The following is a 24,779-nucleotide window of genomic DNA, read 5'->3' as shown; positions in this document are numbered from 1 at the left end:
GAGTGTGGTCACTGCTTTCGGCGTCCGCACGGTGCGGCATCGTCGCCGCGTACCGGAGGAGGGGTCCCGGCATGGGTCAGCTCGACCGCATCAGCTCCCCGGACGACGTCCGTCGGCTCACCCCGGGCCAGGCCGACGACCTCGCCTCCGAGATCCGCGCGTTCCTGGTCGACCAGGTCTCCCGCACCGGGGGTCACCTCGGCCCGAACCTCGGCGTCGTCGAGCTGACGATCGCACTGCACCGGGTCTTCGAGTCGCCGCTGGACACCATGGTGTTCGACACCGGGCACCAGGCCTACGTGCACAAGCTGCTCACCGGCCGCCGCGACTTCTCGCAGCTGCGCAGCAAGGGCGGCCTGTCCGGGTACCCCAGCCGCGCCGAGTCCGAGCACGACGTCGTCGAGAACTCGCACGCCTCGACGGCCCTGAGCTGGGCCGACGGCATCGCCAAGGCCAACGAGCTGCGCGGGCGCGGCGACCGGCACGTCGTGGCCGTGATCGGCGACGGCGCGCTCACCGGCGGCATGGCCTGGGAGGCGCTGAACAACATCGCGGCCGGCCAGGACCGGCGGCTCGTGGTGGTCGTGAACGACAATGGCCGCTCGTACGCCCCGACCATCGGCGGCCTGGCCCACCACCTCGACACGCTGCGCACGACGCGCGGGTACGAGAACGTGCTGTCCTGGGGCAAGCGGACGCTGCGGCGCTCGGGTCCGCCCGGACGCGCCACCTACGAGGCCCTGCACGGCATGAAGAAGGGCCTCAAGGACGTCCTCGTGCCGCAGGGCATGTTCGAGGACCTCGGCATCAAGTACGTCGGCCCCGTCGACGGGCACGACGTGCGCGCGGTCGAGAAGGCGCTGCGCAACGCCCGGGCGTTCGGCGGCCCCGTGATCGTGCACGTGATCACCGAGAAGGGCCGCGGGTACACCCCCGCGGAGCAGGACGTCGCGGACCGGTTCCACGCCGTCGGCAAGATCCACCCCGAGACCGGTCTGCCCGTGGCGCCGTCGCGGTTCGAGTGGACCAGCGTCTTCGCGGACGAGCTGCTGCGCATCGGGCGTCGGCGCCCGGACGTCGTCGCCGTCACGGCGGCCATGCTGCAGCCGGTCGGGCTCGCCCCGTTCGCGGCCGAGTTCCCCGAGCGCGTCTTCGACGTGGGGATCGCCGAGCAGCACGCGGCGACCTCGGCGGCGGGCATGGCCTTCGGCGGGCTGCACCCGGTCGTGGCCGTCTACGCGACGTTCCTCAACCGGGCGTTCGACCAGGTGCTCATGGACGTCGCGCTGCACAAGGCCGGCGTGACGTTCGTGCTGGACCGGGCGGGCCTGACGGGGTCCGACGGCGCGAGCCACAACGGCATGTGGGACATGGCGATGCTCGGCGTGGTGCCGGGCCTGCGGCTGGCCGCGCCGCGCGACGAGGAGACGCTGCGCGACGCGCTGCGCACGGCCGTGGACGTCGACGACGCCCCGACGGTCGTGCGCTACCCCAAGGGTGCGCTGGTCGACCCCGTGCCGGCGGTCGACCACCTGGACGGCATCGACGTGCTCGCCCGCCACGAGGGCCCCGCCGACGCCCCCCACGTGCTCGTCATCGGGTACGGCGCGATGGCGCCGACGGCGCTCGAGACGGCCGAGGTGCTCGCGGCGCACGGCGTGCGGGCCACGGTGGTGGACCCGCGCTGGGCGATCCCGGTCTCGGCGGCGCTCACCAAGCTGGTGGGGGACCACGACCACGTGGTCACCATCGAGGACGGGATCGTGGACGGCGGCCTGGGGTCCCACGTGGCCCAGCGGGCCGGCGAGGCAGGCATCGCCACCCCCGTGCAGGCGTTCGGCATCCCGCGCGCCTTCCTCGACCACGCCACGCGCGAGCAGCTGGTCACCGAGCTGCGCCTGCGGCCGGCGGACGTGGCGCGCGACACACTCGCCGCCCTGGGCCGTACATCCTGACCCACCTGAGGCCTTAGGTCCCACGACGAAGTCATCCCACCTCCGTAACGTCGAGGTATCGACTACGTCGGAGGAGCAGAGATGTCCACCAGCACACTGTCCGCGAACCAGCGTCACGACTCGGCCGTGCACCCGGCCTGGACGGGCTTCGCCACCGGGCCGTGGGTGGACCGGATCGACGTCCGGGACTTCATCCAGCGCAACTACACGCCGTTCACCGGCGACGCCTCGTTCCTGAGCGAGGCCACCCCCCGCACGACCGCCCTGTGGGCCCGGTTGACCGCCATGTTCCCGGCGGAGCGCGCCCGCGGCGTCTACGACATCGACCCGCACACGCCGTCGACCATCACCTCGCACGAGCCCGGCTACATCGACCGGCACCACGAGCTGATCGTCGGCCTGCAGACCGACGCGCCGCTGAAGCGCGCGATCATGCCCAACGGTGGCTACCGGATGGTCGAGAAGTCGCTCGAGACCTACGGGTTCGCGCCCGACCCGATCGTCGGCGAGATCTTCACCAAGTACCGCAAGACCCACAACGACGGCGTCTTCGACGTGTACCCCCCCTCCGTCCGCGCGGCCCGCTCGGCGCACCTCATCACCGGCCTGCCGGACGCCTACGGGCGCGGTCGGATCATCGGCGACTACCGCCGCGTGGCGCTCTACGGCGTGGACGCGCTGATCGCGGCCAAGCGTGAGGACCGCATCGACCTCGACAAGCAGCGCTCGTCCGAGGGCGTCATCCGCGACCGCGAGGAGAACGCGGAGCAGATCCGCGCGCTGCAGGAGCTCAAGGTCATGGCGGCGTCGTACGGCTACGACATCTCCGGGCCGGCGACCACCGCCCGCGAGGCCGTGCAGTGGCTCTACTTCGCCTACCTGGGCGCGGTGAAGGAGCAGAACGGCGCGGCGATGTCGCTGGGCCGCACCTCGACCTTCCTCGACGTCTACCTGCAGCGGGACATGGCCGCCGGGTGCCTCACCGAGCAGCAGGCGCAGGAGCTGATCGACGACCTCGTCATCAAGCTGCGCATCGTCCGGTTCCTGCGCACGCCCGAGTACGACGAGCTGTTCTCCGGCGACCCCACGTGGGTCACCGAGTCGATCGGCGGCATGGGCGAGGACGGGCGCACGCTGGTGACCCGGACCTCCTTCCGGTACCTGCAGACGCTGTACAACCTGGGCCCGGCGCCCGAGCCGAACCTGACGATCTTCTGGACCGACCGCCTGCCCGAGGGCTTCAAGCGGTTCTGCACGCAGGTCTCCATCGACACCTCCGCGCTGCAGTACGAGTCGGACGACCTCATCCGCGAGTCCTGGGGTGACGACGCCGCGATCGCCTGCTGCGTGTCTCCGATGCGGGTGGGCCACCAGATGCAGTTCTTCGGCGCGCGGGTCAACCTGGCCAAGGCGCTGCTCTACGCGATCAACGGCGGCCGCGACGAGATGACCGGCAAGCAGGTCGCCCCTCCGGCGGCGCCCGTGGTCGGCGACGTGCTCGACTACGACGACGTCGTCGCCAAGCTGGACGGGATGCTCGACTGGCTGGCCGAGACCTACGTCGACGCGCTGAACTGCGTGCACTTCATGCACGACAAGTACGCGTACGAGCGCCTCGAGATGGCCCTGCACGACCGCGAGGTCCTGCGGACCATGGCGTGCGGCATCGCCGGCCTCTCCGTCGTCGCCGACTCGCTGTCGGCCATCAAGTACGCCTCGGTCCGCCCCGTGCGGACGGTCGACGGCCTGGTCACCGAGTACGAGATCGACGGCGACTACCCGGCGTACGGGAACGACGACGACCGCGCCGACGACATCGCGGTGTGGCTGGTCGAGTCCTTCATGGCCAAGCTCCGCCGGACGCCCACCTACCGCGACGCCGTGCACACGCAGTCCGTGCTGACCATCACGTCGAACGTCGTCTACGGGAAGTCGACCGGCTCCACGCCGGACGGCCGCCGCGCCGGCCAGCCGTTCGCGCCGGGCGCCAACCCCATGAACGGGCGGGACGCGCACGGGATGCTTGCCTCCGCGCTGTCGGTGGCCAAGCTGCCGTACGCCGAGGCGCAGGACGGGATCTCGCTGACCTCGTCCGTCATCCCGACGGGCCTGGGGCGCACGCGCGACGAGCAGGTGTCCAACCTGGTCGGCCTGCTGGACGCCTACATGATGTCGTCGGGCTACCACCTGAACATCAACGTGCTCAACCGCGAGACGCTCGAGGACGCCATGGAGCACCCCGAGGAGTACCCGCAGCTGACCATCCGGGTGTCCGGGTACGCGGTCAACTTCGTGCGGCTCACCCGCGAGCAGCAGCTCGACGTGCTGTCGCGGACGTTCCACGGCTCGGTCTGAGGGTCCCTCGATGACACAGACCACCCAGGTGCACGAGGCGGCGCCGTGGCCGGCCGTGCACCTGGGTCTGCCCAGGACGCGGTCCGGCACGTCGGGCCTGTCGACCGTCGAGCTGGACCACTCCGCCCGCATGGCGGCGGTCCGCTCGGGGTCGCTCGGCTCCGTGCACTCCTGGGAGCTGGTCACCGCGGTCGACGGGCCGGGCACGCGCCTGACCGTCTTCCTGGCCGGCTGCCCGCTGCAGTGCCTGTACTGCCACAACCCCGACACGATGCAGATGCGTCGCGGCACGGACGTGACGGCGGACGAGATCCTCGCGCGCGTCGCCCGGTACCGCCCGGTCTTCACGGCCACCGGCGGCGGCCTGACGATCTCGGGCGGCGAGCCCCTGATGCAGCCCGCCTTCCTGGCCCGGCTGCTGCGGGGCGCCAAGGCGATGGGCGTGCACACCACCGTCGACACGTCCGGCTTCCTCGGCACCCAGTGCACGGACGCGATGCTCGAGGACATCGACCTGGTGCTCCTCGACATCAAGTCCGGCCTGCCGGACACCTACCGCAAGGTCACGGGGCGCGCGCTGCAGCCCACGCTGGACTTCGGCGCCCGGCTCCGGGACGCCGGGAAGCGCACCTGGGTGCGGTTCGTGCTGGTGCCCGGGCTGACCGACGCCCCGGAGAACGTCGAGGCGGTGGCCGACCACATCGTGGGGCTGGGCCCCGTGGTCGAGCGGGTCGAGGTGCTGCCCTTCCACCAGATGGGCCGCGACAAGTGGGACGAGCTCGGGATGCGCTACCAGCTGGAGGACACCAAGCCCCCGACCCCGGAGCTCGTCGAGCGCGTGCGCGCGACGTTCCGGGCCCGGGGGCTCAGCGTCTACTGACCGGCTAGACGGCCGGCACGTTCGCGACGCCGTCGGGCAGGATCCGGCGGCCCAGCACGCGCTCGGAGTAGCCGGTGCGGTCCAGGTAGGGCGTGAGCCCGCCCAGGTGGAAGCCCCATCCGGCGCCCAGGATCATGCAGAGGTCGATCTGCTGCGGCGTGGCGACGACGCCCTCCTCCAGCATGTGCCCGACCTCGACCGTGAGGGCCGTGAGCACGCTGTCGAGCACGCCGGCCTCGTCGAGGCCGGTGCCGCTCGCCTCGGTGAACACCGACTGGATGGCCGGGTCCACGGGCTTGGGGAGCCCCTTGGCCTTCGCGGGGAGCACGACGGTCGTGCCGTCGGCCACGAGCTTCTCGAGCCCGGGGGAGCGGGGGAACCGGTCGCCCAGCTCCTCGCGCAGCGAGGTGAGCACGTGCAGGCCCACGGCCGGCCCCACCAGGTCGAACAGCTCGAACGGGGGCATCGGCAGGCCGAGCGGCCGCAGCGCGCGGTCCGCCACCTCGACCGGCGTGCCCTTCTCCACGGCGTCGACGATGACGCCGAGCAGCAGGACCAGCAGGCGGTTGACCACAAAGCCCGGCCGGTCCGCGACGAGCACGGCCGTCTTGCGCAGCTTGGCCGCCACGGCGAACCCCGTGGCCAGCGCCTCGAGCGAGGTGCGCTCGGCCTGCACGACCTCGACCAGCGGCATCGCGGCCACGGGGTTGAAGAAGTGCAGCCCGACCACGCGCTCGGGGTGCTGCAGGTCGGCCGCCATGGCGGTGACCGAGAGCGCGGAGGTGTTCGTCGCCAGGATCGCGGTCGGGGCGATCACCGTCTCGAGCTCGGCGAAGACCTTCTTCTTGAGGTCGAGGATCTCGGTGACGGCCTCGATGACGAGGTCGCAGGACGCGAACTCCGCCAGGTCGGTGGTGCCGTGGATCGACCCGAGCAGGCGGGACGCCGCCGACTCGCTCAGGCGCCCGGTCGACGTGAGGCGGTCCACCGAGGCCCGCACCGCGGCGAGCCCCTTGTCGACGCGCTCCTGGTCCAGGTCCCGCATGACGACGGGCACGCCGAGCCGCTGGGCGAACAGCATCGCGATCTGCGCGGCCATGAGGCCCGCGCCGACGATGCCCACGCGGGTGACCGGCTGGGCGAGCGAGCGGTCCGGTGCGCCGACGGGCTTCTTGCCGCCGGAGACGAGCCCGAACGCGTACACCGAGGCGCGCATCTCGTCGCTCATGATGAGGTCGGCGAGCGCCTCGTCCTCGGCCTCGAACGCCTCGGTGCGCGTGGCGGTGCGCGCCGCGGCGACCAGGTCGAGCGCCCGGTACGGGGCCGGACGCGAGCGGTTGATCACGGCGTCGAGGCGCTGGCGCGCGGCGGCGACGACGCCGTCCCAGACCTCGGGGGAGTCGAGCTCCCGGCGCTCGACCACGACGTCGCCCGTGACCACGCGCGCGGCCCAGCGGATGGACTCCTCGAGGAAGTCGGACGGGTCGAGCACCACGTCCATGAGGCCGAGCTGCGCGGCCTCCTTCGCCGCGAACGGCTTGTTGGCCGCGGGGCGCGTGAGGATGACGTCGAGCGCCTTCTCGACGCCGATCAGCCGCGGCACGATGTACGCGCCGCCCCAGCCGGGGACCAGGCCGAGGCCGGTCTCGGGCAGCGCGAGCGCGCGGACGTCGGACGCGACGGTGCGGTAGTCGCAGTTGAGCGCCAGCTCGAGGCCGCCGCCGAGGGCGACCCCGTTGACGAACGCGAACGTCGGGACGCCCATCGTGTGCAGCAGCTCGTAGGCCTGGTGCCCGCCCCGGCCGAGGCTGAGCGCGCCCTCGCGCCCGGGCACGGTGCCGATCTGCGTGAGGTCGGCGCCCGCCGCGAGGTAGTACGGCTTGCCCGTGACGGCGACCGCGACGATCTCGCCCGCCGCGACGCGGGCCTTGACGGCCGTGAGGGTCGCGGTGAGCTCGGCGATGCCCAGCGGGCCGATCGTCGTCGGCTTGGTGTGGTCCAGGCCGTTGTCGATCGTCACGAGGGCCAGCGTGCCGGCGCCGCCGGGCAGCGTGACGTCGCGGGCGATCGCGTGGGAGACCCGCTCGGGGCGCGTGTCCGTGGAGTTGCTCACTTGTCGGTCCCCTCGAGAGGCTCGTAGTCGGCGTGGTGCGGGTTCTCCCAGATGACGGTCCCGCCCTGGCCGAGACCGACGCACATGGTGGTCAGGCCGTAGCGGACGTCCGGGTTCTCCTCGAACTGGCGGGCCAGCTGCGTCATCAGGCGGACGCCCGACGAGGCGAGCGGGTGCCCGACGGCGATCGCGCCGCCGTACTGGTTGACGCGGGGGTCGTCGTCGGCGATGCCGAACGCGTCGAGGAACGAGAGCACCTGGACGGCGAACGCCTCGTTGATCTCGAACAGCCCGATGTCCTCGATGGTCAGCCCGGCGCGGTCGAGCGCCTTGACCGTGGCCGGGACCGGGCCGATGCCCATGATCTCGGGCTCCACGCCGGCGTACGCGAACGAGACCATCCGCATGCGCGTGGGCAGGCCCAGCTCGGCGGCGGTCTCCTCCGCGGCGAGCAGGCAGGATGCGGCGCCGTCGGTCAGGGGCGCGGCGGTGCCGGCGGTGACGCGGCCGCCGGCGCGGAACGGCGTCGGCAGCTTGCGAATCGCGTCGACCGTGGTGCCCGGGCGCGGGGGCTCGTCGGCCGTGGCCAGGCCCCAGCCGTTCTCGGGGTCGCGCAGCGCGACCGGCACGAGGTCCGGCTCGATCTTGCCCGCGGCCAGCGCCGCGGCGTACTTGTCCTGGCTGGCGACGCCGTACGCGTCGGCCCGCTCGCGCGTGAGCGCCGGGAACGTGTCGTGCAGGTTCTCGGCCGTGACGCCCATGTTGAGGGCGTCGTTGGCCACCAGGCGCTCGGACAGGAACCGCGGGTTCGGGTCGGCGTCGAAGCCCATCGGGTGGTGGCCCATGTGCTCGACGCCGCCGGCCAGCGCCACGTCCTGCGCGCCGACGCCGATCGCGGCGGCCGTGTTGGTCACGGCCGTCATCGCGCCGGCGCACATGCGGTCGATCGCGTAGCCCGGGACGGACCGGGGGAGCCCGGCCAGCACGCCGACCGTGCGGCCGAGGGTCAGGCCCTGGTCGCCCTGCTGCGTGGTCGCGGCGATGGCGACCTCGTCGATGCGCTCGGGCGGCAGCTCGGGGTGGCGGCGCAGCAGCTCGCGGACGGTCTTGACCGAGAGGTCGTCGGCGCGGGTGTGGGCGTACAGCCCGTCCTTGCGCGCGCGGCCGAACGGGGTGCGGACCCCGTCGACGAACACGACGCGGCGGACGAGTGCTGCGGGGCGGGAAGATGCGGTGGGCATCGGGCCTCCAGGGCGGGACGGCGGTGTCCGACGAGCCCGCGAGGGCGGGCCCGTGACGGCCGACGCTACCCGGGTGTCCCGGGCATGGCCAGCCATAAGTTACTCAAGAGTAACAGGGACCTCAGTCCTACGGGAGGGCCGCGAACGCCTCGGCCAGCCGGTCCGCGACGAGCCCGATCTGCCACGGCCGCGCGCCCCCGGCCTGCAGGAACGCGGCGAGCCCGGCGGCGTCGAGCGTCTCGGGGGGCGTCCAGCACAGCCGCCGCAGGAGGTCGGGCTGCAGCAGGTTCTCGGCGGGCACGTCGTGGGCGCTCGACAGCGCGGCGACCACCTCGCGGGCGGCGGCGAGCCGCGCGGCGGCGACCGGGTCCTTCTCGGCCCACGCGCGCGGGGGCGGCGGCGCGTCGCTCTTGGGTCCGCGTACCGAGGGGAGCTCGTCGTCGGGCGTCGCCAGGCCGCGGTCGACCGCCTGCTGCCAGAGAGCCGCGCGGCGCCGCGTGCCCTTGCCGGCGAACGCCGGCAGGGCGGTCAGGGCGGCGACGGACCGCGGCAGCGCCTGGGCTGCCGCGACGATCGCGTGGTCGGGCAGCACGCGGCCGGGCGAGATGTCGCGGGTGCGGGCGTTCTGGTCGCGGGCGAGCCACAGCTCGCGGACCACCGCGAGGCGCCGGGCGTCGCGGATCGCGTGCAGGCCGGAGACCCGGCGCCAGGGCTCGACGCGGGGCGCCGGCAGGGGAGCCGTCCGGACGGCCTCGAACTCCTGGGCGGCCCACTCGGCCTTGCCCGCGACGGCCAGCCGCTCGGCCAGCACCTCCCGGAGCTCGACCAGCACCTCGACGTCGAGCGCGGCGTACCGCAGCCACTCCGTCGGCAGGGGGCGCGTGGACCAGTCGACCGCCGAGTGCTCCTTGGCCAGCCCGAGCCCGAGGGCGTCCGCCACGACCGCGGCCAGCCCGACGCGCTCGAGGCCGAGCAGCCGGGCACCGAGCTCGGTGTCGAACACCCGGCTGGGCCGCATGCCCTGCTCGGCGAGCCCGGGCAGGTCCTGGGACGCGGCGTGCAGCACCCACTCGACGCCGACCAGCGCGTCCGACAGCGACGACAGGTCGGGGACGGCGATGGGGTCGATCAGGGCCGTGCCGGCGCCCTCGCGGCGCAGCTGGACCAGGTAGGTGCGCTGGCCGTAGCGGTAGCCGGACGCCCGCTCGGCGTCGACCGCGACCGGGCCGGTGCCCGCCCCGAACGCCGCGACGACGGCCGCGAGTGCCTCGGGCGTCTCGACGACCGGCGGGATGCCCTCGGCCGGCTCGGTGAGCATGACGACCTCGGGCGCGACCTCGACCGCGGGCTCGAGATCGGGGGTCGGTGGCGGCACGGTTCCCCCTGCGGGGGCGCCGGCGGTCGCCTCGGGTCGCATGAGGACCACGGTAAGCGACGACGCGGACGCATCTGCGCAGGCCGCGCGGGCGGCGCGTACTTCAGCCCCGGGGGCGTCCGTACGTGACCGGCTCAGGACAGGACGCCACCGCGGATCGAGATGGCGACCAGCTCGGCGCGGTCGCCCGTGCCGAGCTTGCGCGAGATGCGGGCCAGGTGGCTCTTGACGGTGAGCGCGGACAGGCCGAGCTCGTCGCCGATGAGGCGGTTGGTCCGGCCGTCGGCCACGAGGCGCAGGACGCTGATCTCCCGCGCCGTGAGGTCGGGCAGCGGGGGCGGCGGGGCGGAGGCGACGGCCGTGCGGGGCAGGCTCTGCGCGGTCGCGCCGGCGACGGCACCGCGCAGGCCGCCCTGCAGGAGCACGCCGAGCTCGGGCCGGCTGGCCCGACGGGTGAGCACGACCACGCGCGGCGCGCCGCGACGCCGCAGGTTGCGGACCAGGGGAGCGCCGTCGCCGTCGGCCACCTCGGTGACGACGACGCACATCTGCTGGGTGGCCGGGGGCGCAGCGCTGCGTGAGCTGGACACGCCGGGCCTGAGCTCGGGCCGTCGGGCCGGGGCCAGGTCTCGTCGCAGGGGCTCGATGGTCACGTGGCTGTCATCGGCAACGCGACCCGTTGACTTGAGGCGGTTCTTGTGATGCGGCCCCCCCGGGCCCCGGATCAGCGCCTCGGCCCGAGGGCGATGACGCCGTCGGGCAGTGGTTCGAGGCCCGCCGCGGTGCACAGGAGCGTGCCCCAGGCCTGCAGGTGGGGACCGAGATCCTCGTCGGCCGCGGTCCAGGACGCGCGGATCTCGAGCTCGGTCTGCTCGGAGCGGCGCTCGAGGGCGCCGAAGCTCTGGGACAGCACGCGCGTCACCGTACCGCCCGCCGCGTGCGCGTCCAGTCCGGACTCCTCGAGGGCGTCGGTGAACCACGTCCAGGCCACCTCGGCGAGCATCGGGTCAGCGCCCACCTCGGCCTCGAGCGTCGCCCGGACGAGCGTGACCAGGCGGAAGTGCCCGTCCCAGGCCTCCTGGCCGGCCGGGTCGAACAGCACGACGAACCGGCCCGAGGCCAGCTCCTCGGCGGCGACCGAGCGACGAGCCGTGCGCACCTCGGCCGTGAGGGCCGCGGAGAAGGGGGCGATGCGCGCGGGCCCGGGCACCTCGTCGAGGATCACCTCGGGGCGGACGGTCACCCGGCGCAGCGAGCGCAGCGCGCTGACGAACTCCACGGGGACGTCCTCAGGACCGGCGGGTGTCACGCAGTGGAGCGTACGCACGGGGTGTCCTTCTCGGCGTCCGGCACGCCGCCCCCGTCTTACGGTCCGGCCCGCCGAGGCCGCGCCTGCCGCACCGGACTAGGCTGGCCCGCGCACCCAGCACCCCCGGACGTCGCCTGACCCGACCTGCGCCTGCACGTGCCCCGCACCTGCTCGCCGCCGTCGCGGACGCGGCCCGTGCCGGCCGTCGATCGAAGGAGCACTCCCCGCATGGTCGCCTCAGGAACCGCCACCGGAACCGCGCAGATCGGCGTCACAGGGCTGGCGGTCATGGGCCGCAACCTCGCCCGCAACTTCGCGCGCAACGGCTACACGGTGGCCATCCACAACCGCTCCTACGCCAAGACCGAGTCGCTCGTGGCGGACCACGGCGACGAGGGCGCGTTCGTGCCGTCCGAGTCGGTCGAGGACTTCGTCGCGTCGCTGGCCAAGCCCCGCAAGATCGTCGTCATGGTGAAGGCTGGCGGCCCGACGGACGCGGTCATCGACGAGCTCGTGCCGTTCCTGGAGGAGGGCGACATCGTCGTCGACGCCGGCAACGCGCACTTCCCCGACACCATCCGGCGCGAGGCCGCGCTGCGCGAGAAGGGCCTGCACTTCGTCGGCTCCGGCGTCTCGGGCGGCGAGGAGGGCGCGCTGCTCGGACCGTCGATCATGCCCGGCGGCACCAAGGAGTCCTACGAGTCGCTCGGCCCGATCCTCGAGAAGATCTCGGCCAAGGTCGACGGCGTGCCCTGCTGCACCTACGTCGGGCCCGACGGCGCCGGCCACTTCGTCAAGATGGTGCACAACGGCATCGAGTACGCCGACATGCAGCTCATCGCCGAGGCATACGACCTCCTGCGCCAGGGGCTGGGTGCCTCGGCCGCGGAGATCGGGCAGATCTTCGCCGACTGGAACACGGGCGACCTCGAGTCGTTCCTCATCGAGATCACCGCGGACGTCCTGCAGCACGTCGACGCCGAGACCGGGTCGGCGTTCGTCGACATCGTGCTGGACCAGGCGGAGCAGAAGGGCACCGGCCGCTGGACCGTCCAGAACGCGCTCGACCTGGGCGTGCCGATCACGGGCATCGCAGAGGCGACGTTCGCCCGCGCCCTGTCCGGCTCCGTGCCGCAGCGGTCCGCCGCCGCCGGGGTCCTGCAGGCGCACACGACGGCGTGGGACGTCACCGACCGCGACGCGTTCATCGAGGACGTGCGGCTTGCCCTGTACGCCTCCAAGGTCGTCGCGTACTCGCAGGGCTTCGACCAGATCGCCGCCGCGAGCGCCGAGCTCGGCTGGGACATCGACCGCGGCGCCATGGCCCGCATCTGGCGCGGCGGCTGCATCATCCGCGCGCGCTTCCTCAACCGCATCACCGAGGCGTACGAGCGCGACGCCCACCTGCCGCTGCTGCTGGCCGACGAGTACTTCACCGGGGCGGTCGGCAACGGCGTCGAGGCGTGGCGGCGGATCGTCTCGGGTGCCGCGCTGCACGGCGTGCCCACGCCGGCGTTCTCGTCGTCGCTGGCCTACTACGACGGCGTCCGCGCCGAGCGGCTGCCCGCGGCCCTGATCCAGGCGCAGCGCGACTTCTTCGGGGCGCACACCTATAAGCGGACCGACAAGGACGGCACGTTCCACACGCAGTGGTCGGGCGACCGCACCGAGCAGACCGCGTGAGCGGGACGCCGCTGCAGCCCGTCATCCTCGGCGCCGACATCGGCGTGTACGCCCTGGCCCGCTCGTTCCACGAGGCCTACGGCGTGACGTCGGTGGTCGTCGCCGGCGCGGCGCTGGGTCCCGTGGCGCACTCGCGGATCGTGCGGCACGAGATCGTCGCCGACGGCCACGACGCGCGCCAGCTGGTCGACCGGCTGGTCACGGTCGCGCAGTCGATGCCCGACCGGCGCCTGCTGCTCATGGCGAACTCGGACTGGCTGGTCCGGGTCGTGGTGCAGCACCGCGCGCTGCTCGAGCAGTACTACGTGGTGCCGTTCCTGTCCGAGCACCTGCTCGACCGGATCTCCGACAAGGCCACGTTCGCCGAGATCTGCACCGACCTGGGCATCTCGGTGCCCCGGACGATCGTGCAGGAGTTCTCGGGCGGCGCGGACTGGGCGGCGGCGCCCGTGGACCTCGAGTACCCGCTGATCGCGAAGGCGGCGAGCAGCGCGGACTACCAGGACGTCGAGTTCGAGGGCAAGAAGAAGGTCTTCGAGATCGCCACCCCGCAGGAGCTCGACTGGCTGTGGAGCGCCCTGCGCGCGGCCGGGTTCCACGGGCGGTTCGTGGTGCAGGAGCTGGTGCCCGGCGACGACACCCAGATGCGGTCCATCACGGCCTACGTGGACACCCACGGGGAGATCACCCTGCTCTGCTCGGCGCACGTGCTGCTCGAGGAGCACACGCCGTCGGGGCTGGGCAACCCCGCGGCCATGATCACCAGCCGCGACGACGCCATGCTCGAGCAGGCGCGGACGTTCCTCGCGTCGACCGGGTACCGCGGCTTCGCCAACTTCGACGTCAAGGTGGACCCGCGCACCGGGCAGTTCCGGTTCTTCGAGGTCAACCCGCGCATCGGCCGGAACAACTACTACGTCACCGCGGCGGGGGCCAACCCCATGCGGTTCGTGGTGGAGGACGCGGTCGAGGGTCGGTCGGTCCCGCCGGTGGTCGTCGACAAGGAGATCCTGTACTCGGTGGTGCCGCACCGGCTGCTGCTGCGCTACGTCCTCGAGCCGGGGCTGAACGCTCGCGTGCGTCGGCTGGTCAAGGCGAAGGCCGTCGCGCACCCGTTGAGGTACGCGAAGGACAGCTCGCCGCGTCGCCGGCTCTACGTCGCGATGGCGCTGGTCAACCAGGTCCGCAAGTTCCGCCGGTGGTACCCGGAGGTCACGGGCACCGGGTTCTGAGCACGACGAAGGGCGGCACCCGCGCGGGGTGCCGCCCTTCGTGATCCGTCAGCCGATCTCGCTGGTGCCCGAGTACAGGTGCAGCACGGGGACCTGGAGCTCCTCGCGGGCCCGGGAGGCCCAGTCGCGGTGGAACGTGTCCTCGACCGCGTGCGGGTAGGTGACCACGGCGACCTCGACCACGTCGCCGTCGGCGACCGCGGCCTTCAGCGCGGGCAGGGGGTCGTCGTCGACGACCGTCCCGGTGGCCACCCGGCCCGCGGCGACGAACGCAGCCACGCTGCCCGCCAGCTGCTCGTCGGCCGTGGCCTTGGCCTCGTGCTGGGACGGCTCCTTGCCGAGCGCGCGGTGCCACGCCTCCTTGAGCTCGCCGAGGCTGAGGTTGTCGATGATGCTCGAGACGAGCGGCCGGTCCGTGTCCGCCGGGACGAGGACGCGGTACGCGTACGTCTCGCCCTCGTGCAGGGCGAGCAGCTTCTCGACGTCGGCGCTGGCGAGGGTGTCCTCCGTGAGGACGATGATCGTGTCGGTCACGCGCCGAGCCTAGCCACCCGCCACCGTCCCAGCAGCACGCCGTCCGCGTGCAGGAGGTGCAGGGGCGTCAGCGCGCGGGACGGCTCGAACCACGTGGGCAGGCGCGTGATGCGGCCGGCCGGCCCGCCGACCAGCTGCGGGCTCCACGTCAGGCACAGCTCGTCCAGCAGGTCGGCGTCGGTCAGCTGGGCCAGGAGCGTGGGGCCGCCCTCGGTGAGCACGTGCACGAGCCCGCGCCCGGTCAGGGCCGCGACCGCCGCGCGCGGGTCGACCGCCCCCGGCGTGCCGCCGTCGGCCACCAGCACGCGGTCCGCGCCGACGCGCTCCCGCAGCGCCCCGAGCGCGGGGTTCGACCCGGTGGTGAGCACCAGCGGCGGGCGGTCGGAGTCGAGCAGCCGGTCGGGGAGCTCGCCCGTGGCCGTGACGATCGCGAGCTCGAGCTCGTCGGCTCGGCCCGCCGCCGCGCGGGCGGCACGGAGCTCGGCAGGGACGTCCAGCGCGGTGTACCGCTCACCGCGGGCCGTGCCCGCGCCGATGAGGACGACGTCCGCCAGGGCGCGGAGCACGCGGAAGACCCGGAAGTCGGCGGGGCCGTTGATCGAGCCGCTGACGTGGTCGGCGCCGGTGGCGGCGCCGTCGAGCGTGGTGACCATGTTGGCGCGGACCAGCGGGCCGCTCGCGTGCTCGGCGAACAGCGCGACCAGCTCGGCCTCGTCGGCGCGCGGCGCGAGGTGGCGGACGGGGGAGTCGAGGGGGAGAAGGACGTCGAGCGCGGGGAGGTCGGCCACGCCCGCCAACCTAGGCCAGGACGTCCGCCAGCGCCGCGACGTCCCCGATCACCACGACGGCCGGGTTGCCGACGCCGCGCTCGCGCGCCCGGTCGGCGATGTCGGCCAGGGTGCCGACCGTGGTCCGCTGCGCCGGCAGGGTGCCGTTCTCGACGATCGCCACGGGCGTGCCGGGGTCCTTGCCGTGCGCCAGCAGGGCGCGCGTGTGCGACGGGAGCTGCGCGACGCCCATGAGCAGGACGAGGGTGCCCTCGAGCCGCGCGAGCGTCGGCCAGTCCGGCGCCGTGTCGTGCGCCGAGAGGATGGTCAGCTGCCGGGCCAGGCCGCGATGGGTAACCGGGATGCCGGCGGCTGCGGGCACCGCCAGCGCGCTGGTCACGCCCGGGACGACGTCGACCTGCACGCCTGCCTCGAGGCACGCGAGCACCTCCTCACCGCCGCGGCCGAGCACGAACGGGTCGCCGCCCTTGAGCCGCACCACCCGGTGGCCGGCCCGCGCGCGCTCGACCAGCACGGCGTTGATCTCGGTCTGGGTCAGGGTGTGCGCGTGCGGCGACTTGCCGGCCTCGATGATCTCGACCGCGGGGTCCAGCTCGGCCAGCAGCGCGCGCGGCGCGAGCCGGTCGACCACGACGACGTCGGCCTCGGCGAGCGCCCGGCGGCCGCGCGTCGTGATGAGTCCCGGGTCGCCCGGCCCGCCGCCGACCAGCGTGACGCGGCCGGTGGCCGGACGGTGGTGGCGCAGCGGGAGGCCACCCGTGTCGAGCAGGAGGGCGACCGCGTTGCGCAGCGCCACGGCCCGGCGCGGGTCGCCGCCGGCGCCCACGGCGACCGTGACGTCTCCCGACCGCGCCACCGCGGGCGTCCAGGCGCTCGACGCGCTCGCGTCGTCGGCCCGGACGCACCAGAGCCGCACGGCCTGCGCGTCGGCCGCGACGGCGTCGTCGACCGCGCGCTCGCCCGTGGCGGTGTGGACCAGCCAGGCGTCGTCGAGGTCGGTGGCCAGGTACTCGCGGGCGCGCCACGTCACGCGGCCCGCCGCGGCGTGCTCGGCCAGGTCCTCGCACAGCGCCGGGGCGACGACCAGCACGTCGGCGCCGTCCTCGACCAGCCGTGCCGCGCGCCGGGCCGCGACCGGGCCGCCGCCGACGACCACGACGCGCCGGCCGGTGAGGTCGAGCAGCAGGGCGTGCTGCGGGCCGGTCATATGCCCGCTCCCGCGAACCAGTCGTCGTCGTCCTGCGCGGACGGCGCCGGGGTGAGGCGGTCGAGCAGGGTCGCGCCGATCATGCCTGCCGCGAGCGTGGTGCCGTCGGCCGGGTCGACCAGCAGGAACCCGCCGGTGCGCCGGTGCGTGGCGTACTCGTCGAGCACGATCGGCTCCGCCAGCCGGATCTTGACCCGCCCGATCGCGTTGAGGGTCAGCGCGCGCGGGGGGATGTCGGAGGACGTATCGGTGGCGTCGACCAGGTGCAGGGTGTCGACCCCGTCCCAGGCCTCGACCGTCAGGGTGTCCACGTCGAGCCGCGCGTTCACCTCGCGCAGGAGCGCGCGGACCGTGCGGGTGCCCACCCGGACCAGCAGCCGGGCGCCCAGTACGCTGCGCTTCTCGGCGAGCCAGCAGACGGTGCCGACGAGGTCCGTGCCGACCTCGACGGTGGCCGCGGTCGGCACGAGGACGTCGCCGCGGGCCACGTCGACGTCGTCGGCCAGCCGCAGCGTCACCGACTGGGGCGCGTGCGCCTCGGTCAGCGACCCGTCGAAGGTGTCGATCCCGACGACCGTGCTGCGCTTGCCCGAGGGCAGGACCGTGACCTCGTCGCCGACCGAGACCACCCCGGAGGCGACCCGGCCCGCGTAGCCGCGGTAGTCGGGGTGCTCCGCGGTGCGCGGGCGGATGACCACCTGCACGGGGAACCGGAACGGCTCGGAGAGCGCGTCGCGGCCCACCGGCACCGACTCGAGGTGCTCCAGCAGCGTCGGCCCGGAGTACCAGGGCGTCCGGGCCGAGCGGTCCACCACGTTGTCGCCCGCGAGCGCCGACAGCGGCACGGCCGTGACGTCCTCGATGCCGAGGCTGAGCGCGTACGCCGTGAACTCGTCGGCGATCGCGCGGAACGTGGCCTCGTCGAAGTCGACCAGGTCCATCTTGTTCACCGCGAGCACGACGTGCGGCACGCGCAGCAGGGCCGTGATCGTGGCGTGCCGGCGCGTCTGCTCGAGCACGCCCTTGCGGGCATCGACCAGCACGATCGCCAGCTCGGCCGTGGAGGCGCCGGTGACCATGTTGCGCGTGTACTGGACGTGCCCGGGGGTGTCGGCCAGCACGAACGCCCGGGTCGCCGTCGAGAAGTAGCGGTACGCCACGTCGATCGTGATGCCCTGCTCGCGCTCGGCGCGCAGGCCGTCCGTGAGCAGCGCCAGGTCGACGTCGCCGCCGCCGCGGGCCAGCGTCGCGGCCTCGACGGCGCTGAGCTGGTCGGCCAGCACCGACTTGGTGTCGTAGAGCAGGCGGCCGATCAGGGTGCTCTTGCCGTCGTCGACGGAGCCGGCCGTGGCCAGGCGCAGCAGGTCCCGCGTCGCGTGCTCGGTCACCGTGGAGGTCTCCTCGATCGTCGCTGAAGCCGTGCCCATCAGAAGTACCCCTCGCGCTTGCGGTCCTCCATGGCTGCCTCCGACGCGCGGTCGTCGGCGCGGGTGGCGCCGCGCTCGGTGAGCCGGCTGGCGCCGACCTCGGCGATGACCTGCGGGACCGTGGCCGCGGTCGACTCGACCGCGCCCGTGCAGCTCATGTCGCCGACCGTCCGGTACCGGACCGTGCGGACCTGGAGCGTCTCGGTGGGGCGCGGGCCGCCCCACTCGCCGGGCGCCAGCCACATGCCGTCGCGCAGGAACACCTGGCGCTCGTGCGAGTAGTAGATGGACGGGAGCTCGATCTGCTCGCGCTCGATGTAGCGCCAGACGTCGAGCTCGGTCCAGTTGGACAGGGGGAAGACGCGCACGTGCTCGCCGGGCTTGTGGCGACCGTTGTAGAGGTCCCAGAGCTCGGGGCGCTGGCGGCGCGGGTCCCACTGGCCGAACTCGTCGCGCAGCGAGAACACCCGCTCCTTGGCCCGGGCCTTCTCCTCGTCGCGACGCCCACCGCCGAACACCGCGTCGAACCGGTGCGCCGTGATGCCGTCCAGCAGGGGGACGGTCTGCAGCGGGTTGCGCGAGCCGTCGGCGCGCTCGGCCACACGGCCGTCGTCGATGGCGTCCTGCACGCTCGCGACGACCAGCCGCAGGCCGTGCTCGGCGACGACGCGGTCCCGGTACTCGATGACCTCGGGGAAGTTGTGCCCGGTGTCCACGTGCATGAGCGCGAACGGCACCGGCGCCGGCCAGAACGCCTTGCGGGCCAGGTGCAGCATGACGATCGAGTCCTTGCCGCCGCTGAACAGCAGCACCGGGCGCTCGAACTCGCCGGCGACCTCGCGCATGACGTGGACGGCCTCGGACTCCAAGGCGTCCAGCTGCGTCAGCGTCACCGTGCTCATGTGTGCAACCCGCATTCGATCTTGGAGGTACCGGACCAGCGACCCGCGCGCGGGTCCTCGCCGGGCGCGACCGCCCGGGTGCACGGCGCGCAGCCGATCGAGGCGTAGCCCACCTGGCGCAGCGGGTTGAGCACCACGTGGTGCTCCTCGACGTAGGCGTCCACGTCGGCCTGCGTCCACGCGGCGAGCGGGTTGAGCTTGACCTTGCCGCGCTTGGCGTCCCAGCCGACCACCGTGATGTCGGTGCGGGTGGGGGCGTCCTCGCGGCGCATGCCGGTGACCCACGCGGTGTACGGCGCCAGGCCGCGCTCGAGCGGCTCGACCTTGCGCAGGGCGCAGCAGAGGTTGGGGTCGCGGTCGTGCAGCTTCTCGCCGTGCTCCGCGTCCTGCTCCGCGACCGTGCGCAGCGGCAGGATCGTGCGCAGCGAGATGTTCGTGAAGTCGGCGTAGTAGTCGCGGGTCCCGAGCGTCTCGGCGAAGTGGTAGCCGGTGTCGAGGAAGATCACGTCGATCCCCGGCACGGCCTCCGCGGCGAGGTGCACGAGCACCTCGTCGCCCATCGAGGACGCGAGCACCAGGTCGGAGCCGAACGTCTCGGCAGCCCAGCGCAGGATCTCGGCGGGGTGCTTGCCCTCGAGGTCGCGACCGGCCTGCTCCGCGAGCTCCTGCAGGTCGGTGGTGGTGGTCATGAGCGCGCCACCAGCCCGACGAACCTCAGCCCGAACGCCCGCGTGCACGAGCGGCACTCCCACTGGCCGTGGGTCTCGCCGGCCGGCCAGAGGTCCTCGCTGGCGCAGAAGGGGCAGTAGTAGGGGACAGCCCGCTCGCCCGACGTCGTGCTCATCGCAGGTCCTCCTCGTCCGCCCGGTGCGCCCACTGCGAGAACAGCTCGCCCTCGGTGCGCTGCTCGTCGAACTTGCGCGTCACGCGCTCGATGTAGTCGGGGAGCTCCTCGGCCGGGACCCGCAGGCCGCGCAGGGTCTTGCCGAGCCCGCTGGTCAGCCCGAGCCCGCCGCCGAGGTGCACCTGGTAGCCGTCCTCGCCGTTCGCCAGCGCGCCCTTGAGCCCGATGTCGGCCGTCTGGATGCGGGCGCACGAGTTGGGGCAGCCGTTGAGGTTGATGGTGATCGGCTGGTCGAAGGTGGGCAGCCGGTTCTCCAGCTCGCCGATCAGGTGCGTCGCGCGCGCCTTGGTCTCGACGATCGCGAGCTTGCAGAACTCGATCCCGGTGCAGGCCATCGTGCCGCGGCGGAACGTGCTCGCGGTCCGCACGTACAGCCCGGCGGCCTCCAGGCCGTCGACGAGGGCCTCGACCTGGTCGGCCTCGACGTCGAGGATCACGAGCTTCTGCTCGACCGTGAGGCGCAGCCGGCCGGAGCCGGCGGCCTCGACCAGGTCGGCCACGGTGCCCAGCAGCTCGCCCGAGATGCGCCCGACGGTCGGCGCGACCCCGACGTAGAACCGGCCGTCCTTCTGCGGGTGCACGCCGACGTGGTCGCGGCGCCCCGTGGGCGGCGGCGGTGGGGCCGGGCCGTCGGTCATCGTCCAGCCCAGGTACTCGGCCTCCAGCACCTGCCGGAACAGCTCGGCGCCCCAGTCGGCGACGAGGAACTTCAGGCGGGCGCGGGTGCGCAGGCGGCGGTAGCCGTAGTCGCGGAAGATGCCGACGACGCCGGTCCACACCTCGGGGACCTGCTCGAGCGTGACGAACGCGCCGAGCCGCACGCCCAGCTTCGGGTTGGTCGACAGCGCGCCGCCCACCCAGACGTCGAAGCCGGGGCCCAGCTCGGGGTGCACCACGCCGACGAACGCGACGTCGTTGATCTCGTGCGCGACGTCCTGGTGGGGCGAGCCGCTGATCGCGGTCTTGAACTTGCGCGGCAGGTTGGAGAACGCCGGGTCGCCGATGTAGCGGTCGGCGATCACGCGGACGGCCGGGGTGCCGTCGATGATCTCGTCGGCCGCGACGCCCGCCACGGGGGAGCCGAGGATGACGCGGGGCGTGTCGCCGCACGCCTCCTGGGTGCTCAGGCCCGTGGCCTCGAGCCGGCGCCAGATCTCCGGGACGTCCTCGATGCGGATCCAGTGCAGCTGGATGTTCTGCCGGTCGGTGATGTCCGCGGTGCCCCGGCCGAACTCGACCGAGATCTCCGAGATCACGCGCAGCTGCTGCAGGGTCAGCGCGCCGCCGTCGCAGCGCACGCGCAGCATGAAGTACTCGTCGTCCAGCTCGTGCGGCTCGAGCGTGGCCGTCTTGCCGCCGTCGATGCCGGGCTTGCGCTGCGTGTAGAGCCCCCACCAGCGCATCCGTCCCCGCAGGTCCTCGGGGGCGATGCTGGCGAAGCCCTCGCGCGAGTAGACGTTCTCGATGCGCGCGCGGACGTTCAGGCCGTCGTCGTCCTGCTTGAACTGCTCGTTCCCGTTGAGGGGTTCACGCTGGCCGAAGGCCCACTGGCCCTCGGCACGAGCAGCGGGCGGGGCGATCCTGGTGTGCGCCATAGGGGCGATATCTCCGGGAGAACATGGACGTGCGCCTGCACCCACCGCTCAGGGAGCGGTTCTCGGGACGCAGACCGCGCGCCCGAGGGGGACGAGGGGCGGGGTCAGTTGCTCCGCGGACAGCAGCACACGCACAGGTCCGCGGCGACGGTGCACATGCACCGACACGAGAGGCGGAACCCGGGGGCGATCACCGGACGAGGTTGTCACGGCAGGAGAGAACGCGGGAGAGGGCGTCCGGATCGTGAGATTCCTCGGCCGACATGTGGGACAGGCGTCCAGAACGCGATAAGCGCCCGGATTCGGGCGGCCCGCGCGCCCGACGTAGGCTGCTCGATCGTGACCTCCCCGGACCCCGTGCTGGCCTCCACGGGCACCCCCAGCCTCACGGAGCGGCGCCCGGTCGTGCCGCCGGACCGCCTGCTGGCCGAGCTCGTCCCGCCGCGCCACTTCGTCGGCGAGTCCTTCGACACCTACCGCCCGGACCCGTCCCACCCGTCGCAGGCTGCCGCCGTGACGCGGCTGCGGGCCGCGGCCGACCAGATCCGGCAGGGTCCCACCCGGTCGTGGCTCAAGCGGGGCAGGTCGACCCCCGTCGCGGTCTACCTCGACGGCGGCTTCGGCGTCGGCAAGACGCACCTGCTCACGTCGCTCGCGCACGCCGTCGGGGTCGGCGACGCCGCCTACGGCACGTTCGTCGAGTACACGAACCTGGTGGGCGCCCTGGGCTTCCTGCCTACCGTCGAGGCGCTGGCCACGCGCCGGCTGGTCTGCATCGACGAGTTCGAGCTGGACGACCCCGGCGACACCGTCCTCATGTCCCGCCTGCTGCGCGAGCTGGCGGACCGCGGCGTGGCCCTGGCCGCCACGTCGAACACCCTGCCGGGCTCGCTGGGCGAGGGCCGGTTCGCCGCCGAGGACTTCCTGCGCGAGATCCAGGCGCTCGCGGCCCGGTTCGAGGTCCTGCGGGTGGATGGCGACGACTACCGCCACCGGTCGATCGTCACCGACGCCGAGGGCCTGTCGGAGGACGCCGTCCGGGCGGCCGCCGGCGCGCGGACCGACGCCACGCTCGACGACTTCGGCGACCTGCTGACCCACCTGGCGACCGTGCACCCCAGCCGGTACGGCGCGCTGCTGGACGGCGTGGGGCTCGTGGCCCTGACCGGCGTCCGGCCGGTGCCCACCCAGGACGTCGCGCTGCGGCTCGTCGTGCTGGTGGACCGGCTCTACGACCGCGACGTGCCTGTGCTGCTCGGCGGCGCGGGGGAGAAGGACCTGTTCTCGCCCGAGATGCTGGCCGGCGGCTACCGCAAGAAGTACTACCGGGCCCTGTCCCGCCTGGGCTCGCTCGCTGCGGACGGCGCCGCGCTCGTCGGCTGACCGTCGAGCTCGGTGCTCCGCGTCGACCTCGGTGGTTCCGACCACCGAGGTCGACCCCGATCACCGAGCTCGTGCCGGCTGCAGTCAGGCGAGCACCACGACCGACCGCGGCGCCGTCCGGACGAGCGCGCCGCCGGGGGTCGGCTCGACCGAGGCGGGGTCCCATGCGGCGACGACGTCGACCGGACCGTCGGTGTGCACGGGCACGGCGACCTCCTCGCCCGACAGGTTGAGCACCACGCGCGCCGCCCCGCGGTGCAGCACCATCCACCCGTCCCACGGGACGTCCTCCGGCCCGCCCTCGGAGGCGCCGCCCCAGACGAGGTCGGTGGCGGCCCGGTCCCCGGACGCGAGGTCGGGGACGGTGCGCCGGACCGCGATCAGCTCGCGGTACCAGTCGAGCAGGCGACGGTGCTCGGGGTGCGCGGGGTCGTCCAGCTCCTCGCGCGTGAGGATGCTGTCGCGGAACGGGTACGGCGCCTGGGGGTCCGGCACCTCGATGTCGCCGCCGTAGAGCACGTCCCAGCCGTGGCCCCCGAACTCGCGGCGCCGGCCGTCGCGCACGGCGGCGCCCAGGTCGGGCTCGGGGTGGTCGGTGAAGAACTGCCACGGGGTGCGGGTGCCCCACTCCTCGCCCATGAACAGCATCGGGCTGAAGGGGGACAGCAGCACCAGGGCCGCCTCGACCGCGAGCCGGCCCGGGTCGAGGCGGGCGGACGGCCGGTCGCCGAGGGCACGGTTGCCCACCTGGTCGTGGGTCGACGCGGCGACGACGAATCGGTGGCCGTCAGTGCCGGGCGGCACGGGCCGGCCCCAGTCGAGCCCGCGGAACGTCGAGAAGCCGCCGTCGTGCACGAACACGCTGGTCAACGCCTTGCGCAGGACCTCGGGCGACCCGAAGTCCCCGTAGTAGCCGTGGCGCTCGCCGGTGACCAGGGCGTGGATCGCGTGGTGCACGTCGTCGTCCCACTGCGCGGTCATGCCCCAGCCCCCCTCGCTCGTCGGGGTGACCGAGACGGCGTCGTTGAGGTCGGACTCGGCCACGAGCGACAGCGGTCGACCCAGGTCGGCCGAGAGCGCGGCGACCTCGTCGGAGAGCTGCGCGAGCAGGTGGCGGTCGGAGAAGTCGAGGAGCGCGTGCACGGCGTCGAGGCGCAGGGCGTCCACGTGGAAGTCGCGGAACCAGCGCAGGGCGCTGTCGCAGACCCAGCGGCGGACCTCGGCCGAGCCGGGGCCGTCCAGGTTGATCGCGGAGCCCCACGGGGTCTGGTGGGCGTCGGTGAAGTACGGCCCGAACTCCCCGAGGTAGTTGCCCGACGGGCCCATGTGGTTGTGCACCACGTCGAGGCAGACGCCGAGGCCGCGGGCGTGCGCGGCGTCGACGAACGCCTGCAGCGCCGCCGGGCCGCCGTACGGCTCGTGCACCGCGAACGTGCCGACGCCGTCGTAGCCCCACCCGTGCTCGCCGCTGAACGGGGCGATCGGCAGCAGCTCGACCAGGTCGACGCCGAGCGAGACCAGCTCGTCGAGGTGGTCGATCGCGGAGAGCAGCGTGCCCTCGTGCGAGTACGTCCCGACGTGCAGCTCGTACGTCACGTGCCCGCGGGCGTCGACCCCGGCCCAGCCGTCGTCGGTCCAGCGGAAGGCGGACGCGTCGAACACGCGGCTCGGGCCGTGCACGCCGGACGGCTGCCAGGCGCTGCGCGGGTCCGGCCGCGGCTCGCCGCCGTCGACCGCGAACGCGTAGTCGGTGCCGTGGGGCAGGTCGCGGTCGGTGGACCACCACCCGTCCTCGACGGACAGCGGCGTGGGGGGGGGGGGGGGGGGGGGGGGGGGGGGGGGGGGGGGGGGGGGGGGGGGGGGGGGGGGGGGGGGGGGGGGGGGGGGGGGGGGGGG

General features: G+C 73.6%; 19 protein-coding genes and 1 pseudogene. 6 read left to right on the top strand and 14 right to left on the bottom strand.

Features of this window, described 5'->3' with window-relative positions:
* Positions 1–71 precede the first annotated feature (71 nt).
* The 3 genes from dxs to pflA all read left to right on the top strand — a co-directional run bounded on the left by dxs (position 72) and on the right by pflA (position 5,190).
* Positions 72–1,955: a 1-deoxy-D-xylulose-5-phosphate synthase gene (dxs, locus tag AB5970_RS07785; RefSeq protein ID WP_370503358.1), complete on the top strand. Its 1,884-nt coding sequence runs from the start codon at positions 72–74 to the stop codon at positions 1,953–1,955.
* An 81-nt stretch (positions 1,956–2,036) separates the two neighbouring features.
* A complete protein-coding gene (gene pflB, locus AB5970_RS07780) occupies positions 2,037–4,310 on the top strand; it encodes a formate C-acetyltransferase (RefSeq protein WP_370503357.1) in 2,274 nt (757 codons plus the stop codon).
* A 10-nt stretch (positions 4,311–4,320) separates the two neighbouring features.
* On the top strand, positions 4,321–5,190 hold the full coding sequence (pflA, locus tag AB5970_RS07775; RefSeq protein WP_370503356.1) for a pyruvate formate-lyase-activating protein: 870 nt from the start codon (positions 4,321–4,323) through the stop codon (positions 5,188–5,190).
* Positions 5,191–5,194: 4 nt separating this feature from the next.
* Here pflA and AB5970_RS07770 read toward each other — a convergent pair whose 3' ends face one another.
* From AB5970_RS07770 to AB5970_RS07750, 5 genes are all read right to left on the bottom strand, one after another.
* A complete protein-coding gene (locus tag AB5970_RS07770) occupies positions 5,195–7,303 on the bottom strand; it encodes a 3-hydroxyacyl-CoA dehydrogenase NAD-binding domain-containing protein (protein WP_370503355.1) in 2,109 nt (702 codons plus the stop codon).
* Positions 7,300–8,544, bottom strand: coding sequence for a thiolase family protein (locus AB5970_RS07765; protein WP_370503354.1), 1,245 nt, complete (start codon positions 8,542–8,544; stop codon positions 7,300–7,302). Before AB5970_RS07765 ends, AB5970_RS07770 begins: the two co-directional genes overlap by 4 nt.
* A 127-nt stretch (positions 8,545–8,671) precedes the next feature.
* Entirely contained in the window at positions 8,672–9,961 is a 1,290-nt protein-coding gene (locus AB5970_RS07760; protein WP_370503353.1) for an HRDC domain-containing protein, read from the bottom strand.
* Positions 9,962–10,053: 92 nt separating this feature from the next.
* On the bottom strand, positions 10,054–10,572 hold the full coding sequence (locus AB5970_RS07755; protein WP_370503352.1) for a helix-turn-helix transcriptional regulator: 519 nt from the start codon (positions 10,570–10,572) through the stop codon (positions 10,054–10,056).
* 71 nt (positions 10,573–10,643) lie between these two features.
* Complete coding sequence (locus AB5970_RS07750) at positions 10,644–11,228, bottom strand: DUF3000 domain-containing protein (protein ID WP_370503351.1); 585 nt, start codon at positions 11,226–11,228, stop codon at positions 10,644–10,646.
* A 228-nt stretch (positions 11,229–11,456) separates the two neighbouring features.
* Here AB5970_RS07750 and gndA point away from each other — a divergent pair, with 228 nt between their 5' ends.
* Entirely contained in the window at positions 11,457–12,911 is a 1,455-nt protein-coding gene (gene gndA / locus AB5970_RS07745; protein ID WP_370503350.1) for an NADP-dependent phosphogluconate dehydrogenase, read from the top strand.
* Positions 12,908–14,143 (top strand): hypothetical protein, encoded by a 1,236-nt coding sequence (locus AB5970_RS07740; RefSeq protein ID WP_370503349.1) that lies wholly within the window; start codon positions 12,908–12,910, stop codon positions 14,141–14,143. The genes gndA and AB5970_RS07740 overlap by 4 nt, the downstream gene beginning before the upstream one ends.
* 48 nt (positions 14,144–14,191) lie before the next feature.
* Here AB5970_RS07740 and AB5970_RS07735 read toward each other — a convergent pair whose 3' ends face one another.
* From AB5970_RS07735 to AB5970_RS07700, 8 genes are read right to left on the bottom strand one after another with little or no spacing between them, the layout of a single operon-like run.
* The gene (locus tag AB5970_RS07735) at positions 14,192–14,677 is read right to left on the bottom strand and encodes a hypothetical protein (protein ID WP_370503348.1); all 486 of its coding nucleotides are present in this window, start codon (positions 14,675–14,677) and stop codon (positions 14,192–14,194) included.
* Positions 14,674–15,465, bottom strand: a complete 792-nt coding sequence (locus tag AB5970_RS07730; protein WP_370503347.1) for a dihydrofolate reductase family protein — start codon at positions 15,463–15,465, stop codon at positions 14,674–14,676. The genes AB5970_RS07735 and AB5970_RS07730 overlap by 4 nt, the downstream gene beginning before the upstream one ends.
* A gap of 10 nt (positions 15,466–15,475) precedes the next feature.
* Positions 15,476–16,672, bottom strand: coding sequence for a uroporphyrinogen-III C-methyltransferase (gene cobA, locus AB5970_RS07725; protein WP_370503346.1), 1,197 nt, complete (start codon positions 16,670–16,672; stop codon positions 15,476–15,478).
* Positions 16,669–18,099 carry a sulfate adenylyltransferase subunit 1 gene (locus AB5970_RS07720; RefSeq protein WP_370503345.1) on the bottom strand — a complete coding sequence of 477 codons (1,431 nt, stop codon included), beginning with the start codon at positions 18,097–18,099 and terminating at the stop codon, positions 16,669–16,671. The genes cobA and AB5970_RS07720 overlap by 4 nt, the downstream gene beginning before the upstream one ends.
* Entirely contained in the window at positions 18,099–19,001 is a 903-nt protein-coding gene (gene cysD, locus AB5970_RS07715) for a sulfate adenylyltransferase subunit CysD (protein ID WP_370503344.1), read from the bottom strand. The genes AB5970_RS07720 and cysD overlap by 1 nt, the downstream gene beginning before the upstream one ends.
* Positions 18,998–19,690 carry a phosphoadenylyl-sulfate reductase gene (locus tag AB5970_RS07710; protein ID WP_370503343.1) on the bottom strand — a complete coding sequence of 231 codons (693 nt, stop codon included), beginning with the start codon at positions 19,688–19,690 and terminating at the stop codon, positions 18,998–19,000. Before AB5970_RS07710 ends, cysD begins: the two co-directional genes overlap by 4 nt.
* Positions 19,687–19,845 (bottom strand): hypothetical protein, encoded by a 159-nt coding sequence (locus AB5970_RS07705; protein WP_370503342.1) that lies wholly within the window; start codon positions 19,843–19,845, stop codon positions 19,687–19,689. Before AB5970_RS07705 ends, AB5970_RS07710 begins: the two co-directional genes overlap by 4 nt.
* Complete coding sequence (locus AB5970_RS07700; protein ID WP_370503341.1) at positions 19,842–21,500, bottom strand: nitrite/sulfite reductase; 1,659 nt, start codon at positions 21,498–21,500, stop codon at positions 19,842–19,844. The genes AB5970_RS07705 and AB5970_RS07700 overlap by 4 nt, the downstream gene beginning before the upstream one ends.
* A 339-nt stretch (positions 21,501–21,839) precedes the next feature.
* On the opposite strand from AB5970_RS07700, the gene zapE reads away from it, so the two are divergent.
* Positions 21,840–22,883 (top strand): cell division protein ZapE, encoded by a 1,044-nt coding sequence (gene zapE / locus AB5970_RS07695; RefSeq protein ID WP_370503340.1) that lies wholly within the window; start codon positions 21,840–21,842, stop codon positions 22,881–22,883.
* 84 nt (positions 22,884–22,967) lie between these two features.
* Here the strand turns inward: zapE and treZ are convergent.
* A pseudogene (treZ, locus tag AB5970_RS07690) lies at positions 22,968–24,671 on the bottom strand (malto-oligosyltrehalose trehalohydrolase); the annotation flags it as partial.
* Between the last annotated feature and the right edge of the window lie 108 nt (positions 24,672–24,779).

It is taken from the genome of Cellulomonas sp. ICMP 17802 (assembly GCF_041295535.1).
Classification (GTDB): Bacteria; Actinomycetota; Actinomycetes; order Actinomycetales; family Cellulomonadaceae; genus Cellulomonas.
Note: the sequence above shows the minus strand (reverse complement) of the source record. Positions and strands in the feature narration are given on the sequence as shown.